We start from the raw sequence: 14,609 nt of genomic DNA on the forward strand, positions 1-14,609 counted from the left end.
GTCAGCACCGTCGGTTGGTCAAGCGCCCGCGTACGCGGGCGGGCGGGCACCTCTGGTGGCGTTCAGCCGGCGGCGACGAGGTCCTGGGCGAGCTGGTCGAGTCCGTCCAGGTAGCGGTCGACATCGGCGTCGGTGTGCTGCACCGACAGGGTCCACTCCTCCTCGCGCCCCGGCGCCATCAGCACACCGCGGTTGGCGTGGTAGAGCCAGGCGAGATCGGGTAGCTCCGCCACCTGGTGCGCCATGAAGGACGTGTAGTCGCGGATCGGCGCGTCCGTGATGTTCACGCAGCCCTTGGAACTGATGCCGACCGTGTAGCCGGGAATGCCGTACCGGGCGAGAATGGTGTCGCAGCCACCGATCAGCCGGTCGTTGAGGCGATCAAGATGATCGTAGGCGGCGGGCGTCAGCACCTCCAGCAGGCTCGCCCGTGCGGCGGCCATGGTCAGCGGGTTGCCGTTGAACGTGCCCACCTGCTTCACCCGGTCGGACGCGACCACTTCCATGATCTCCGCGGTGGCGCCGATCGCCCCGGACGGCAGCCCGCCGCCGAGCGCCTTGGCCAACGTCACCATGTCCGGGCGGACCCCGAAACGCTGCGTCGCCCCGCCCGGGGCGACACACAGTCCCGTCTTGACCTCGTCGAAGATCAGCACGATGCCGTGCCTGGCCGTGATCTCCCGGACCGCCTGCAGATAGCCCGGCTCGGGCAGCACCACCCCGAGGTTCATCATCGCCGCTTCCATGATCACGCAGGCTGGTAGTCGACCCTCGGACTCCAGTTCCTCGATGCGGCGTTCCATCGAGGACGCGTCGTTGAACGGCACCGGGACCGTGAGGTCGATGACCGCCTGCGGGATGCCCGCCCCGTAGCCGAGGGAGTTCATGTGCTCGGCCGGGCCGATGTCGGCGTACGGCGTGCCGATGGACACCATCACGTAGTCGTGATGCCCGTGGTAGGAACCGAAGATCTTGATGATGGTGTCGCGGCCGGTGACGCCGCGGGCGATCCGGATGGCGTCCATCGTCGCTTCGGAGCCCGAGTTCACATAACGCCACTGCGGCAGCCCGAACCGGCGAGCCAGCTCCTCGCTGACCACGATGGAGTCCTCCGTCGGCATCGCGAAGTGGCTGCCCAGACCGATCCGATCACGGACCGCCCGCACGATCGCCGGATGGGCGTGCCCTTGGACCATCGATCCGTAGCCGTTGTGGAAGTCTGCGTACTCCGTACCGTCCACGTCCCACACCCGCGAACCGACCCCATGGGTGAGGTAGATCGGCCACGGATCACGGACCTGGTAGGACGACGGCACCCCGGACGTCATCGACCGCACCGCCCGCTCGTGCATCCGCCGCGAGCCGGGTGTGCCGGCCCGCAACCGGGCCTCCTCACGCTCGGTGAGTTCCTCGGCCCGAGCTCGCAGCGCCCCCACCTCCCGCTGCCCCTGCTTTCGCCGCGGCCGCCCGTCGCGATCCGCTTCCCCCGCTGTGCGCCCCGACCACCGCCCGGGCACGATCGTCTCTGCCATCGTCCACGCCCCCTCACGAAGCCGACCCACCGCTTCGACAGTTAGCTTGACCACTGAAAGCGTAGCCCGCATCCCGAATCAACGACGGAATCCGTCGGGAAAGTCGGATTTTGGAATCGCATCCCCATGGACTCGTCGGTAGCCATACGATGACGGCAGATGCGGGAGCCAAGGAGGATGCCGGTGCGGGCGCGACGGGCCCCTGGCCAGCGGTCCGGCTCGGACGGGCTGCTGGACGACGTCAATCGGGCCATCATCGAGCAGCTACAGGCCGACGGGCGGCGCTCCTACGCGGCCATGGCCGGTGTCGTCGGTCTGTCCGAGGCCGCCGTACGCCAGCGCGTCCAGCGGCTACTGGAGGCCGGGGTGATGCAGATCGTGGCGGTCACCGATCCGTTGCAGGTCGGCTTCCACCGCGAGGCGATGGTCGGGGTCCGGGTCAGTGGCGACGCCCGGGTCGCCGCCGAGCAGATCGCCGAACTGCCCGAGGTCGACTACGTGGTCCTCACCGCCGGCTCGTTCGACCTCCTGGTCGAGCTCGTCGCCGAGGACGACGAGCATCTGCTGGACGCGATCAACAGCAGCATCCGGGCCATGCCGCAGGTCATCGCCACCGAGACCTTCGTCTACCTCCGCCTGGTGAAGCAGACCTACACCTGGGGCACGCACACCGCCAGCCGCGCCCCGGTCGACCCCGCACGTTCCCCCCTCGGCGACCACCACCCTGGCCGCGGCGAGAACCCCGACCGCGGGCGGGAACACCAGCGCGACGGCGGGTGAGACCGCCATCCGGCGGGAACGGACGGCCTGCCACCCTTGAACGGGCAGCGGAGTCACACAAAGGACACCACATCAAGGCAACGACAAAGCGTCAACAGGAGTCAAACAGGCACAGTGGAATCCCACTGGCTCCGGTTCGGACATAATGGGGTAACCATGGCGCTGGTCCACCATGACCCGCAGGACGGCATTCTGACGACCCGCATCGGCCAGGCCGAGATCACCGTGCGGCCCGAGCCACCGGCCGCCGCCGGCAGCACCGCCGTGATCCTGCTCCGGGTCGACGCTCCCATGCTGGACACCCTTGCCGCCGCCTACCTGGGCCCTGACGAGGCTCGCAGCCTCGCCCAGTCCCTCGTCCGCGCCGCCGAAGCCGTCCAACCATCCTCACCCTGGCGCGCTCCCCGCCCCCATCCGCAGGCGCACCCCCGCTGACCGGCACGTTGTCGGCGGCCCTGCGGCCGAGCGGCCGCACCGGCGGGTAGGTCGCGTCGTCCTGCGTCCCGCGGGACGGCCGACCACCTCCCGAGCCGCGGGCTCCCGCCCGTCATCGGAATACCCTGGCCACGGGCCCGAACGTGGTGCGCGTACGAACCGCGACCTTCCCGCACCGACCCCATCCACAGAGCCGGCGGCTGGCGGCCCGCGGCCGTCTCCACCCAGAAAATGAAATAAGACCCGGATTCTCATCCGGGTCTTATTTCGGTGGTAGCGGGGGCAGGATTTGAACCTGCGACCTCTGGGTTATGAGCCCAGCGAGCTACCGAGCTGCTCCACCCCGCGTCGGTGTGAGTTCACCATACATGTTCGCCACCGGGGGGTGTCAAATCGATGGCGTACCAAGCTCGAGTTTTCTCGTATCGATCTTCCCTCGCCCATCCAGGACCGTGACCACTCGCCGCCCTGGACGGTCTCGTCCTGTGGAGGGCGAGACCGTCGGAGCTCGACGGGGATCGGGTTAGCCGCTCTCGGCGGTGAGGGCGCGCAGGCGGGCGAGAGCGGCCGCGAGGTCGGACTGGGACTGGCCGTAGGCGGTGAAGTCGGGTGGGTTCTTGCCCAGGGCGGTCTGGCCCGACTGGTAGGCGCGGTCGGCATCGTTGATCGCGTCCTGCAGCGCGGTGCCACCGCCGGCCGCTGAACCACCGGTGGCACCGGTGCCACCCGAGCCCGCACCACCGGCGCCGGTGCCGTCCTGATCACCGTTGGTGACGCTGTCGGCGCCGGAGCCGGCTCCGGCGGCGGCGGCACCCGCCCCGGATCCGAAGACCTTGTCGAGGGCCTCGCCCAGGGAGGTGCCGAAGCCGATGCGTTCGCCGTACGCGGCGGCGACCCCCTGCAACGTCGGGTAGCCGGTACTGCCGCGGGCCTGGACGTAGTACGGCTCGACGTAGAGCAGACCACCGGCGACGGGCAGGGTCAGCAGGTTGCCCTCGATGGTCTGGGAGCCGGCGCCACGCCACAGGGTGAGCTTGTTGACGACGTCGGCGTTGGACTCGATGGCGCTCTGCACCTGCACGGGGCCGCTGATGGTGTCCCCGGAGGGGAGCTTGAGCAGGGTGAACTGGCCGTAGGTACCGGGATCACTGGAGACGGCCATGTAGGCGGCGAGCTTGGAGGAGCGCGCCGAGATCAGGGGGGAGGTGAGGTTGTAGGTCGGCTTCGTCCGTCCGGGGAGCTGGCTGTAGACGTAGAACGGGGGCTGCGGCTGGTCGCTGCCGTCCGGTGAGTCGGAGACCTGCCAGAAGTCCACCTGGGAGTAGAAGTCCTGGGCGACCTGGGCGGGGGTGCGACCGGGCGTGTCGGCGACGTGGTACTGGCCGATCAGGTCACGCTGCACCTTGAAGAGGTCCTCGGGGTAGCGCAGGTGCTCCATCAGCGACGGGGAGATGGCCTTCTTCGGCTGCACCGTGTCGGGGAACGCCTTCATCCAGGTGCGCAGCACCGGGTCCTTCTCGTCCCAGGCGTACAGCGTGACGGTGCCGTCGTAGGCGTCGACGGTGGCCTTCACCGAGTTGCGGATGTAGTTGACCTGGTCCGGGGGCTGCTGCGCGCGGTTGCCGCTCTGCGCGGTGACCGCGTCCGCGGTGACGTCGCCGAGGGTGCGTCGGGCCGAGTACGGGTAGCCGTCCGAGGTGGTGTAGCCGTCGAGAATCCAGGTGATCTTGCCGTTGACGACGGCCGGGTAGGGGTCGCCGTCCAGGGTGAGCCAGGGCGCGGCCTTGCTGACCCGGTCGCGCGGGTTGCGCTCGTAGAGGATGCGCGAGTTCTTGGTGATGTCCCCGGAGAGCAGCAGGTTCTTCTCACCGAACCGCAGGGCGAACAGCCCCTGGCGGAAGGTGGAGCCGATGGAGACTCCGCCGTCACCGTTGTAGGTCGTCGTCGCCTGGGTGTTGCCGGGGCCGGGACCGTCGATCTCCACCTGGCGGGTGCCGACGACCGAGTACTTCGGTGACATCTCGCCGAAGTAGATCCGGTCCTGGGTGACGCCGAAGTCGCCTTCCTGGGGCAGGTTGCGCTCACCCTGCTCGAAGGCGGGCCGGCCGTTGTCGACGGTGGTCGACGGCGCGGCGACGAAACCCTTGCCGTGGGTGTAGGTCAGATGGTCGTTGATCCAGTTGCGCTGTTCGGTGCCGAGACCGGCCTGGTTCAGTTCCCGGACGGAGACGACGTAGTCACCGGTGACGTTCTTGCCGTCGTCGCCGCGGACGGTGTAACGGTCGACGTCCAGGGTCTTCGGGAAGGTGTAGTAGCCGCGGATCTGTTGGAGCTGCTGGAACGTGCGGGACACCTTGCTCGGGTCGAGCAGCCGGGTGTTCGGGATCGTGCCGGTGTCGGCGGCGACCTTGGCGGCGGTGACGTCGGTGCGGGCCGCGTACGGTTCGGAGCGCACCTTGTCGATGCCGTAGGCGTCCCGGGTCGCGGTGATGTTGCGTTCGATGTAGGGCGTCTCCCGGGTGGCCTCGTTCGGCCGGACCTGGAACTGCTGGACGAAGGTCGGGTAGATGCCGCCGATCACCGCCGAGGACAGTGCCAGGATGCCGACGCCGACCAGCGGCAACGTCCAGCCGCGCTGGAAGATGTTGTAGATGAACAGCACCGCGCAGGCCAGCGAGATGAACAGCAGGATGAGCTTGGCCGGCAGCACCGCGTGCACGTCGGTGTACGACGCTCCGGTGGCCACGCCGCGGGAGGAGAACACCGAGCCGAACCGGTCCAGCCAGTAGGCCCAGGCCTTGAGCAGCGCCACCAGCCCCAGCAGGACCGAGATGTGCGCCTTGGCGGCCGGTGTCACCCGCTCCCGGGGCGTCTGCAGCTGGATTCCCCCGAACAGGTAGTGCGTCAGGATCGTCACCAGCAGCGAGAGCAGGACCGCGGTCAGCAGGAAGCCCAGCAGGAACCGCTGGAACGGGTAGGTGAAGGTGTAGTAGCTGATGTCCCGGTGGAACTGCGGGTCGGTCTCGCCGAACTTCACCCCGTTCACCCACAGCAGCCAGGTGCGCCAGTGTCCGGACGCGGACAGTCCCGCGGCCAGGCCGAACAGCGCTGCCACCGCGACCAGGGCCAGCTTCATGTACGGCTCGACGGCCGAGCGGTACCGCTCGAGGTTCTGCTGTTCGGTCGACAGCGGCCGCACCGGGGGGCGCAGCTTGTAGGCCAGTACGATGCTGGTCCCGATCACAACGGCCATCACCACACCGAAGAGCACGAACAACAGAATCCGGGTGTAGATGACGGTGGTGAAGACCTTGCTGAAGTTCACCGAGCGGTAGAACAGCAGATCGGTGTAGAACCGCGTGAAGACCGTGACGAACGCGATCAGCACGGCCAGGACCAGCGCCACCGGGACAATCACCTTGGCGCGGGTCAGCACCGGGCGGGGGCTGGTCGAGGCCACAGTTCCTCCGTGCGGTCAGGGCGGTCGGCCCGCGGTCGTTGTTCGTACGTCGTCGTCGTCAGGTGGTACGGCCTCTGTCCGACACGTCGGACGGAGCGTGAAGCACCCTGTACCGCAACCTACGCCAGCGGCTGCGGGCAGATCGGAGAGGATGGGTCGGTGAGCAGCCCGAACATCACGGAGTTGACCTCCGTCGTACTCGAGGTCGAGCGACACGTCGCCGACTCGGGGTGGGACCAACCCAGCCAGGTCTACGCCCTCGCGGACACCGGTGACCTGCTGGCCCGCGAACCAGCACTGGCCCCCCACATCGGCGACTCGCCGCCCGGGTCGCTGACTCCGGTCGAGCAGGAGCCGCTGCCGGTGGGCCGTCTCGACGAGGTGCTGGCGGGCATCGGATGGCCCCCGGAGGTGCTGGGCTGCGTTCTGGTCACCGAACTGGTCGTCCTGCCGCCCAGCGCCGAGCAGGAGGCGCCGTACTCCGACGAGGAGATCGAGTACTGGGCCGCCAACCATCCCGAACGCCAGGACGTCCGGCTCGCCGTCGGGGTGACCCGCAGCGGGCTGCACGCCTCCTGCCTGCGGGTACGGGGCGACGACGAACTCGTGGTCGATCCTGACCTCGCCGACAACCTGATCGACGGGCTGCTCGCGACCTTCCAGTGAACGCCTGGCCGTCCCGTCCGCTCAGCAGGACGGGACGGTCGCGGCCGGGTTGGTCCGCAGGGCCTCGACCGAGCTCAGGGCGTCGGCCAGGGTGGTCACCCTGACCAGGCGGGGTGCCTTGCCCCGCTCGACGGCCTTGGCGTCCGTGCAGTTGGCCGCCGGCACGAGGAAGATCGTCGCACCGGACTCCCGGGCGCCGAGGACCTTCTGCTGGATGCCGCCGATCGGGCCGACCACACCCTTCTCGTCGATGGTCCCGGTACCCGCGATGATCTTGCCGCCGGTGAGCTCGCCGGGTGTGAGCAGATCCACGATGCCCATCGCGAACATCAGGCCGGCGCTGGGACCACCCACGTCCGACAGGCGGATGCTGACCGTCAACGGATAGGTGTTCTTGAGGCTGGTCGTGACGCCGATGATGGCGCGGTTCGGATCGTCGGGCGACGGCCGGGTGACGATCGTCGTGGACTCGTCCTTGCCGGCACGGCGATAACTGATGGTCACCGATGCTCCGGGACGGACCTTGCCGATCTCGGTGCGCAGCTGCTCCTGACTGGTCACCGCGACCCCGTTGACCTTGGTGAGCACGTCGGCGGTGGCGAGTTTGTCGGCCGCCGGGGAGCCATCCGGTACGGAACCGACCGTGACCGCCGCGCCGGTGGGTTCGATCTTCAGCTGCGCGAGGGCCGCGGCGGTCGCCTGGTCCTGGGAGTCCAGCATGGCCTGGGTGTTCTCCTGCTGGACCTGCTGCTCGGAGGAGCCGCGGGGCCGGATCAGCTCGGTGGGCACCACCGCCTGGTCGGAGTCGAGCCAGTCGTGCAGGGCACTGACCAGGTTGAGCCGGGGCGTCTCCTCGACGGTGGTCAGTTCCAGCCGGCCGGACGTCGGGTAGGTGCGGCGCCCCTCGATGGTGATCAGCCGCGTGCCGTCCACCGCGCCGAGGGTGTCGGTCACCGGCCCGGGTGCGAGTGTGACGAAGGGGACCGGCAGCCACAGGCCGACCACCAGCAACACCAGCGCCAAAACCGAGGTGACCACCAGTGTTTGGGTGCGCCGGACCATTCCCGCAGTCTATGTACCCACCCGCGCCACGGGACCAGCCGTCCACCGCCGGCGCCCGCTGGGCATACGACACGGCACCCGCTGGGCATACGAGACGGCGCCCGCCGCAACGAGATGCGACGGGCGCCGACGTGCGGGCCGAGGGGCCCTACTCGGAACCCTCCGGGCGAGGCCGCGGCCGCTTCTGCAGATCGTCGAGGACGATCGGCCCGGTGACCGGGCTCAGCAGATAGGTGTCGTCGACATCGAGGGGATCGATATCGAGGGAGTCGACATCGAACGGGTCGTCGTTGAATCGGGCCGGCAGGCTGGTGTCGTACCCACCTCGCCCGCGCGGATCTCGGTCGGGCAGGTCGACATCACCCAGGCGATGATCGCGCGGATCGGAATCCGCCAGGCCGTGGTCGGACCAGTCACCAGCCGACCAGTCCCGATCGGACCAGCCGAACTCGGACCAGTCCCGATCCGACCAGAACCGGTCATCTGGACCGGGACCGTAGCCCTCCCGCGAGTGCGGGATGCGTTCGTCGGGATCGGGCCGGTGGGAGCGGCCGCCGCCCTCCGGTGCGAACGGGAAGGCGTCGCCGTCCATCGCACCACGACGGTCGGAGGTGGAGGACGCGGGGGGAATCGGGCGGGCGAGCGCGGCCATGCTGCGCCGGTAGCCCGCGATAGTGATCATGGCTTCGGAGGAACGGTCGGGTCGGCTACGCATGGCAACCCACACGAGCGCCACGACGAGGGCGACAGGGGGGATCAGCAGGAACCACATGGGAAGCCTCGACGTCGAGACGAACAAGAAGGTGACTAATTTCTATCGTAGGTGCCCCGCTCAGCAGGCGCCTACCCATTCCACCGCGCCATCGGCAAAAATCTGGTGTTTCCAAATGGGAACCTGCGACTTGATGTCATCGATCAGACGACGACAGGCGGCAAATGCCTCGCCGCGATGGGCCGCGCCCACGGCCACCACGACCGCGACGTCCCCCACGTGGAGATGCCCGGTTCGGTGGGTCACCGCGACCGCGTGGGCCCCCGCCCGCGCCGCGACGTCCGCCGCGACCCGCGCCAGCTCCACCTCCGCTCGCGGATGCGCCTCGTAAGCAAGGTCGGTCACCGGGCGTCCGTGATCGTTATCCCTTACCACGCCCACGAACAGCGCGATCCCGCCAACTTCGGGCAGCAGCACGGCCGAGACGCACTCGTCGATCGACAACGTAGCGTCACGAACCTCGGCCAGGGTGACCCGAGCGGGGTTGCCCACCGGCCCGCCCCCGGCACCGCCAGCGGCCGCGTCGGCGGTGGGCGAGAAGGTCATGAGGGTGGGGGCGCCGTCGGCGATGGGTTCGCTGTCGGTCGCGCCGGTGGGATCGGCCGCGGGGGCGGTGTCGTCGGGTCCGTCCGTTGTCGCAACGCTGGTCGGCTCCACATCTCGACCCTAACCGTGCCTCGCGGCGGCCGTTCCGCCCAGCCGGCAGAAAACGCATTACCGTGGGTTCATGCCCGAACCGCACACGCGACGTCTCGCTTCCCGATCAGGCCACGTCCGATGAGTGGCGACCTTCCGTTCGGCTTCGGCCCCACCGGTGGTGGCGGCGAGGAGCCCCGCTCCCCCTTCGGCAGTGGAGCGCCGTTCTTCGCCGAGCTGGAGCGGCTGCTGTCCTGGCAGGGCGGCCCGGTCAACTGGGAGCTGGCGCGCCAGATCGCGGTCCGCTCACTGGGTGACGGTGCCTCCGTCGTCCCCGTCGGCGAACAGCATCAGGTCGCGGAGGCGCTGCGGATCGCCGATGTCTGGCTCGACCCGGTCACCGCACTGCCCTCCGGGGCCACGAGCGCGGCCGGCTGGTCGCGGGTGGAATGGGTCGAGAAGACCCTGCCGGTGTGGCGCACCCTGTGTGATCCGATCGCGACCAAGGTCGTCGAGGCGATGCGGACCGGCATCTCCAGTGGGCTGAGCCAGCTGGGCGGGGGTGGCATCGAGCTGCCCGAGGAGCTGCGCGGCGCGCTGCCACCGGGGGGCGATCTCAGTGCGCTGATGGGCGCCGGTGGACCGGTCATGAGCATGATGAACCAGGTCGGCGGCATGCTGTTCGGCGCTCAGGTCGGCCAGGCGATCGGGACGCTGGCCGCCGAGGTCGTCTCCTCCACCGAGGTGGGACTGCCGCTGGGGCCGGCCGGGATGGCCGCCCTCGTACCCGCCGGTGTCGCCGACTTCGGCGCTGGCCTGGAGATCCCGGCGGACGAGGTGCGCATCTACCTGGCGCTGCGGGAATCGGCCTCCAGTCGGCTGTTCGCGCATGTGCCGTGGCTGCGGGCGCACGTCCTGGGCGCGGTCGAGGAGTACGCCCGCGGCATCGCGGTCGACACCGAGGCCGTCGGCCGGGTGATGCGGATGGTCGATCCGAGTGCGCTGATGAACCCCGAGCGGCTGTCCGAGGCCCTCGGGGAGGACGTGTTCAACGACGCGACCACACCCGAGCAGCAGGCGGCGCTCGCCCGCCTCGAGCTCATCCTCGCGCTGATCGAGGGCTGGGTCGACCATGTCACCGATGCCGCGGCGACCGGGCATCTGCCGGGATCGGCCGCGTTGCGGGAGATGGTCCGCCGCCGCCGGGCCGAGGGAGGCCCGGGCGAGCAGACCTTCGCGACACTGGTCGGGCTGTCACTTCGGCCCCGCAAGCTGCGGGAGGCGGCGGCCCTGTGGGCGGCGTTGGCGCAGGCTCGTGGCCGGGACGGGCGCGACGCGGTCTGGGAGCATCCGGACCTGCTGCCCACCTCGGACGATCTGGGTTCACCCGACGGCTTCGTGCACACGACGAGTTCCGGTGTGCTCGACGACCCCATCGCCGAGATCGAGAAGCTGCGCGACACGCCACCGGCTGAAAGCGGCCTCAGCAAGGGTTCGGCCGGTCGGGGACCGAGCGGCACCGGCCCGGCTGGTGACGGCCCGGGCGCCACGACCACGGATGGCACGACCACCGATGACACGGCCAGCGATGGCACGGACGCGGGGGACGAAGGCCCGAGTGCGCAGGGTCCGGGTGGCGATCGGCCGGACGGTACCGGCTGATCGTCCGTTCGTCCGGACGGGCCGACGGTTGTCCACAGGCTCGGATCGCTCGTCCACAGCGGTCGGCGGGCTCTCGCCCAGGACCGGATCCGCGTGACACGGTGGTCCTCCCGGCCCACGGGCCGGATTCCGAACTGTGTCCGGCGGCCGCGGCCGCCGGTGGACCCGCGGGGGATCCATGCGCCCGATCCTCAAGCCTGGCCTACGTCGGCTCTGGCACAACGGCTCGACCTTGCAGCTCGGCATCGATCCGACTCGGGCCGTGGTCGTCACCGGTCTCCAGCCGGCGCACACGGCCCTGCTCGACACGCTCGACGGCCGCCGCACCTGGGAGCAGGTGCGTGCCGACGGCGGCCCGGCCGGTCAGGATCTGCTTGATCTGCTCGCCGAGGCCGGCATGCTGACCGACGCGACCCTCACGTCGTCGCTGATGGCTCCCGACCCGCAGGCGGCCGCACGGCTCGCCGAGGCCCTGGGGGTACCGGGCAGCGCCGTGGAGCCGGCCGTCACCGCCCGGGCCGAACGAGCCCGGCTGCTTCCGGATCTGGCCGCGTTGTCCCTGCGCTGGGCCGATCCGGCTCGCCCGCTGGCGGTGCTGCGGGCCCGGCAGGCCGCCCAGGTGCTGGTCCGGGGAGCCGGGCGGGTCGGTGCGCAGATCGCCGCCCTGCTGGGTGCGGCCGGCATCGGCCGCATCGTGATCGATGATCCCGGGGTGGTTTCCGCCGCCGACGTCGCGCCCGGTGGGCTGCGCCTGGCCGATGTGGGCCGCTCCCGGGCTCTCGCGGCGGGTGCGGCGCTGACCCGGATCGGCCATGGTTCCCCCCGGGCAGCAGCCGTCGGCGACACCATCCCGGCCGGCACGCGCTTCCACCCGGCCCGGTCGGCCCGATCAGGTGCCGGCGGTCGGTGACTCCGGGCCACCGGTGCCCGCGGCCTTCGAAGCGGATCTGGTGGTGCTCGCCCCGATCGGCCCGCCGCTGCTCGCCCCGGATCTAGCGCTCGACCTGGAACACCGCGGTCACGCCCATCTGCTGGCCGGGGTGCGTGAGACCAGCGGAATCGTCGGGCCGCTCGTCGTGCCCACGGTGACGGCCTGCCTGCACTGCCAGCATCTGCACCGCCACGACCGGGATCCCGACTGGCCGCGGCTCGCCCTCCAGCTGGTCCGGCCGCGGACCACCGGCGACGACCCCTGCGACGTGACCCTCGCGAGTCTGGTCGCGGCGCTCGCCGCGATGCAGGCCCTGGACTATCTCGACGCGTCCGCTCCCCTCCCCCGGCCCGGCCACGCCGAGCGGCGGCCTTCGGCGGCGCACCGCATCGCTGAGACGAAAGCCATAGTGCTGCGCGGCGAGACCCCCCTGCCGGCGACGGCGAACGGATCTCTGGAGTTCGCCGTGCCCGGCTGGCAGGTCGCCCGCCGCAGCTGGCCGGTGCACCCCAACTGTCCCTGTCGGACAGCCCGTCGCGCCGCCCGGGCCGCGCCGCCGGGGGTGCCCCGGGCGGGCACGGTTCCGCCCCGTCCCGGCGGCCGCGGCGACCCGCCGACACACCGGGCTGGGCCAGCCGAAGCTGGATAACACCCAACAGTTCGTCACGCGACCCTCCCGTAACACGGCGGGAGGGGGCACGATGGAGCTGTGTCCGACATCCCGCGGCGGGCCGTGGTCCGCACCGCGAAACTGGCCGCGCTCCCCTTGGGGATCGCCGGCCGCGCCACGATCGGCGCCGGTCGACGCTTGGGCGGTCGCCCCGCCGAGGTCGTCGCCTCTGAGCTGCAGCAACGCACCGCCGCGCAGATCTTCCGCGTGCTCGGTGAGCTCAAGGGCGGCGCGATGAAACTCGGCCAGGCGATGTCCGTCTTCGAGGCCGCGCTGCCCGACGAGGTGGCCGCGCCCTACCGGGCGGCGCTGACCAAACTGCAGGAGGCGGCCCCGCCACTCCCCACCGCGGTGATGCGGCGGGTGCTCGAGGAGGAACTGGGCCCCGAGTGGCGGTCGCTGTTCGCCGAGTTCGACGACACGCCGGTCGCGGCGGCGAGCATCGGTCAGGTCCACCGGGCGGTGTGGGCGGACGGCCGGCCGGTCGCCGTCAAGGTGCAGTACCCGGGAGCCGGCCCCGCGCTGCTCGCCGACCTGACCCAGCTTGGTCGGGCCGCCCGCCTGTTCAGCTCGATCGTTCCCGGCCTGGACGTCAAACCCCTCATCGAGGAGCTCAAGGCCCGCGTCGCCGAGGAGCTCGACTACCGGCTGGAGGCCGCCTGGCAGGCCGCCTTCGCCGAGGCCTACGCCGGCGACCCCGACATCGCGGTCCCCCGTCCCATCGCCGGCGCCGACCGGGTGATCGTCAGCGAGTGGATCGACGGAACGCCACTGTCCACCATCATCAGCGAGGGCACCTCCGAACAGCGGGACCAGGCCGGGATGCTGCTGGTCCGGTTCCTCTACTCGTGTCCGGCCCGGGCCGGGCTGCTGCATGCCGACCCGCATCCGGGCAACTTCCGGCTGCTGGCGGACGGGCGCCTGGGCGTCCTCGACTTCGGCGCGGTCAACCGCCTGCCCGGCGGGCTGCCCGAGCCGGTGGGCCGCCTCGCCCGCCAGACACTGGCCGGGGACTCGGCGGCGGTGGCCGACGGGCTGCGCGCGGAGGGTTTCATCCCGGCGGCGGCCGAGATCGAAGCCGCGGATCTGCTCGACTATCTGGCCCCGATGCTGGCCCCGATCGCCGCGGACGAGTTCACCTTCACCCGCAGCTGGCTGCGGGGTGAGGCCACCCGGCTCGGCGACTGGCGTTCGGCCGCGGCCCAACTCGGCCGCCAGCTCAACCTCCCCCCGTCGTACCTGCTCATCCACCGCGTGACGCTCGGCGCCATCGGTGTGCTCTGCCAGTTGGGCAGCACCGGCGACTTCCGTGCCGAGATGGCACGCTGGCAGCCCGGTTTCGCCGAGCCAGGCACGCCGGCCGCCCGCGCCGCCGCGCATGCCAACCGGCCCGACCGTCCCCTGCCCGTCCTGCGGGTCCGGGAGGAGGCGGGCGTCATCCACGCGCTCGCCGGTCCGGTCGTCCTCGGGACCCCCCGTTCCCGCCGTGGCCGGCGCCGAGCGACCCTGGCCGAGGCGCCCACGCCCCCCGCCACGGGAGAAGCCGGCGCGACCGGCACCGGGCGGGCAGCCCGGACCAGGGCGACCACCCGGTCGAAGCCCACCCCGAAACCGCGAGCCGCCCCCGCGCCGGCCGCTACCGATCCGACGCTCCCCGAGTCGCCCGCTACCGATGGTCCGACCTCCAGCAGCAGGCCGACCGCCGCCGGCGCGCCGACGTCTGGCTCCCGACCCAAGCCGTCCTCGGCCACACGGCCCGCGGCCGGGGCGAGGTCCGCCGTCCAGCCGAAGCCGAAAGCCGCCGCCAGGTCACGACCACCCGCCCAGACGAAGATCACCGAGCAGCACAAGGCAGGCGATCAGCCCGGCCCGGTCGATCAGCCCGGACCAGCCGACCGAACCGGCGCGGGCGACCGGGCCGAAGCGGTCGATCAGCCGACGGCCGCCAGCGAGGTCGTGCCAGCGCCCAGGGCCGACCCCGACGACGGGCGGTAGCTCGAGGC

Annotated in this window: 11 protein-coding genes, 1 tRNA gene and 1 pseudogene; 7 read left to right on the forward strand and 6 right to left on the reverse strand. The window is 70.9% G+C overall.

The window, feature by feature from the left end; genetic code table 11:
* Positions 1–62 precede the first annotated feature (62 nt).
* Positions 63–1,436 (reverse strand): aspartate aminotransferase family protein, encoded by a 1,374-nt coding sequence (locus G6R24_RS00585; RefSeq protein ID WP_225437920.1) that lies wholly within the window; start codon positions 1,434–1,436, stop codon positions 63–65.
* Between the two features lie 273 nt (positions 1,437–1,709).
* Here G6R24_RS00585 and G6R24_RS00590 point away from each other — a divergent pair.
* Together G6R24_RS00590 and G6R24_RS00595 are read left to right on the forward strand one after the other, a co-directional pair.
* Positions 1,710–2,195 (forward strand): annotated as a pseudogene (locus tag G6R24_RS00590) (Lrp/AsnC family transcriptional regulator); the annotation flags it as partial.
* A gap of 273 nt (positions 2,196–2,468) precedes the next feature.
* Entirely contained in the window at positions 2,469–2,747 is a 279-nt protein-coding gene (locus tag G6R24_RS00595; protein WP_163547168.1) for a hypothetical protein, read from the forward strand.
* 271 nt (positions 2,748–3,018) lie between these two features.
* Here the strand turns inward: G6R24_RS00595 and G6R24_RS00600 are convergent.
* A tRNA-Met gene (locus G6R24_RS00600) sits at positions 3,019–3,095 on the reverse strand.
* 175 nt (positions 3,096–3,270) lie between these two features.
* The gene (locus G6R24_RS00605) at positions 3,271–6,207 is read right to left on the reverse strand and encodes a UPF0182 family membrane protein (RefSeq protein WP_163547170.1); all 2,937 of its coding nucleotides are present in this window, start codon (positions 6,205–6,207) and stop codon (positions 3,271–3,273) included.
* A gap of 159 nt (positions 6,208–6,366) precedes the next feature.
* On the opposite strand from G6R24_RS00605, the gene G6R24_RS00610 reads away from it, so the two are divergent.
* Positions 6,367–6,873 carry a PPA1309 family protein gene (locus G6R24_RS00610; protein ID WP_163547173.1) on the forward strand — a complete coding sequence of 169 codons (507 nt, stop codon included), beginning with the start codon at positions 6,367–6,369 and terminating at the stop codon, positions 6,871–6,873.
* A 21-nt stretch (positions 6,874–6,894) separates the two neighbouring features.
* Here G6R24_RS00610 and G6R24_RS00615 read toward each other — a convergent pair whose 3' ends face one another.
* The 3 genes from G6R24_RS00615 to G6R24_RS00625 form a co-directional block, all read right to left on the reverse strand.
* A complete protein-coding gene (locus G6R24_RS00615) occupies positions 6,895–7,935 on the reverse strand; it encodes a YlbL family protein (protein WP_163547175.1) in 1,041 nt (346 codons plus the stop codon).
* 148 nt (positions 7,936–8,083) lie between these two features.
* Complete coding sequence (locus tag G6R24_RS00620; RefSeq protein WP_163547115.1) at positions 8,084–8,617, reverse strand: hypothetical protein; 534 nt, start codon at positions 8,615–8,617, stop codon at positions 8,084–8,086.
* A 150-nt stretch (positions 8,618–8,767) separates the two neighbouring features.
* The gene (locus G6R24_RS00625) at positions 8,768–9,364 is read right to left on the reverse strand and encodes a molybdenum cofactor biosynthesis protein MoaE (protein ID WP_476695800.1); all 597 of its coding nucleotides are present in this window, start codon (positions 9,362–9,364) and stop codon (positions 8,768–8,770) included.
* 120 nt (positions 9,365–9,484) lie between these two features.
* On the opposite strand from G6R24_RS00625, the gene G6R24_RS00630 reads away from it, so the two are divergent.
* The 4 genes from G6R24_RS00630 to G6R24_RS00645 all read left to right on the forward strand — a co-directional run bounded on the left by G6R24_RS00630 (position 9,485) and on the right by G6R24_RS00645 (position 14,601).
* A complete protein-coding gene (locus tag G6R24_RS00630; RefSeq protein WP_163547176.1) occupies positions 9,485–11,005 on the forward strand; it encodes a zinc-dependent metalloprotease in 1,521 nt (506 codons plus the stop codon).
* 178 nt (positions 11,006–11,183) lie between these two features.
* Complete coding sequence (locus tag G6R24_RS21770) at positions 11,184–11,915, forward strand: ThiF family adenylyltransferase (RefSeq protein ID WP_163547178.1); 732 nt, start codon at positions 11,184–11,186, stop codon at positions 11,913–11,915.
* Complete coding sequence (locus G6R24_RS21775) at positions 11,899–12,585, forward strand: hypothetical protein (protein ID WP_163547180.1); 687 nt, start codon at positions 11,899–11,901, stop codon at positions 12,583–12,585. The genes G6R24_RS21770 and G6R24_RS21775 overlap by 17 nt, the downstream gene beginning before the upstream one ends.
* Positions 12,586–12,645: 60 nt before the next feature.
* The gene (locus G6R24_RS00645) at positions 12,646–14,601 is read left to right on the forward strand and encodes an ABC1 kinase family protein (protein ID WP_163547182.1); all 1,956 of its coding nucleotides are present in this window, start codon (positions 12,646–12,648) and stop codon (positions 14,599–14,601) included.
* Positions 14,602–14,609: the final 8 nt, after the last annotated feature.

It is taken from the genome of Candidatus Frankia nodulisporulans, from assembly GCF_902806475.1.
Taxonomy (GTDB): Bacteria; Actinomycetota; Actinomycetes; order Frankiales; family Frankiaceae; genus Frankia; species Frankia umida.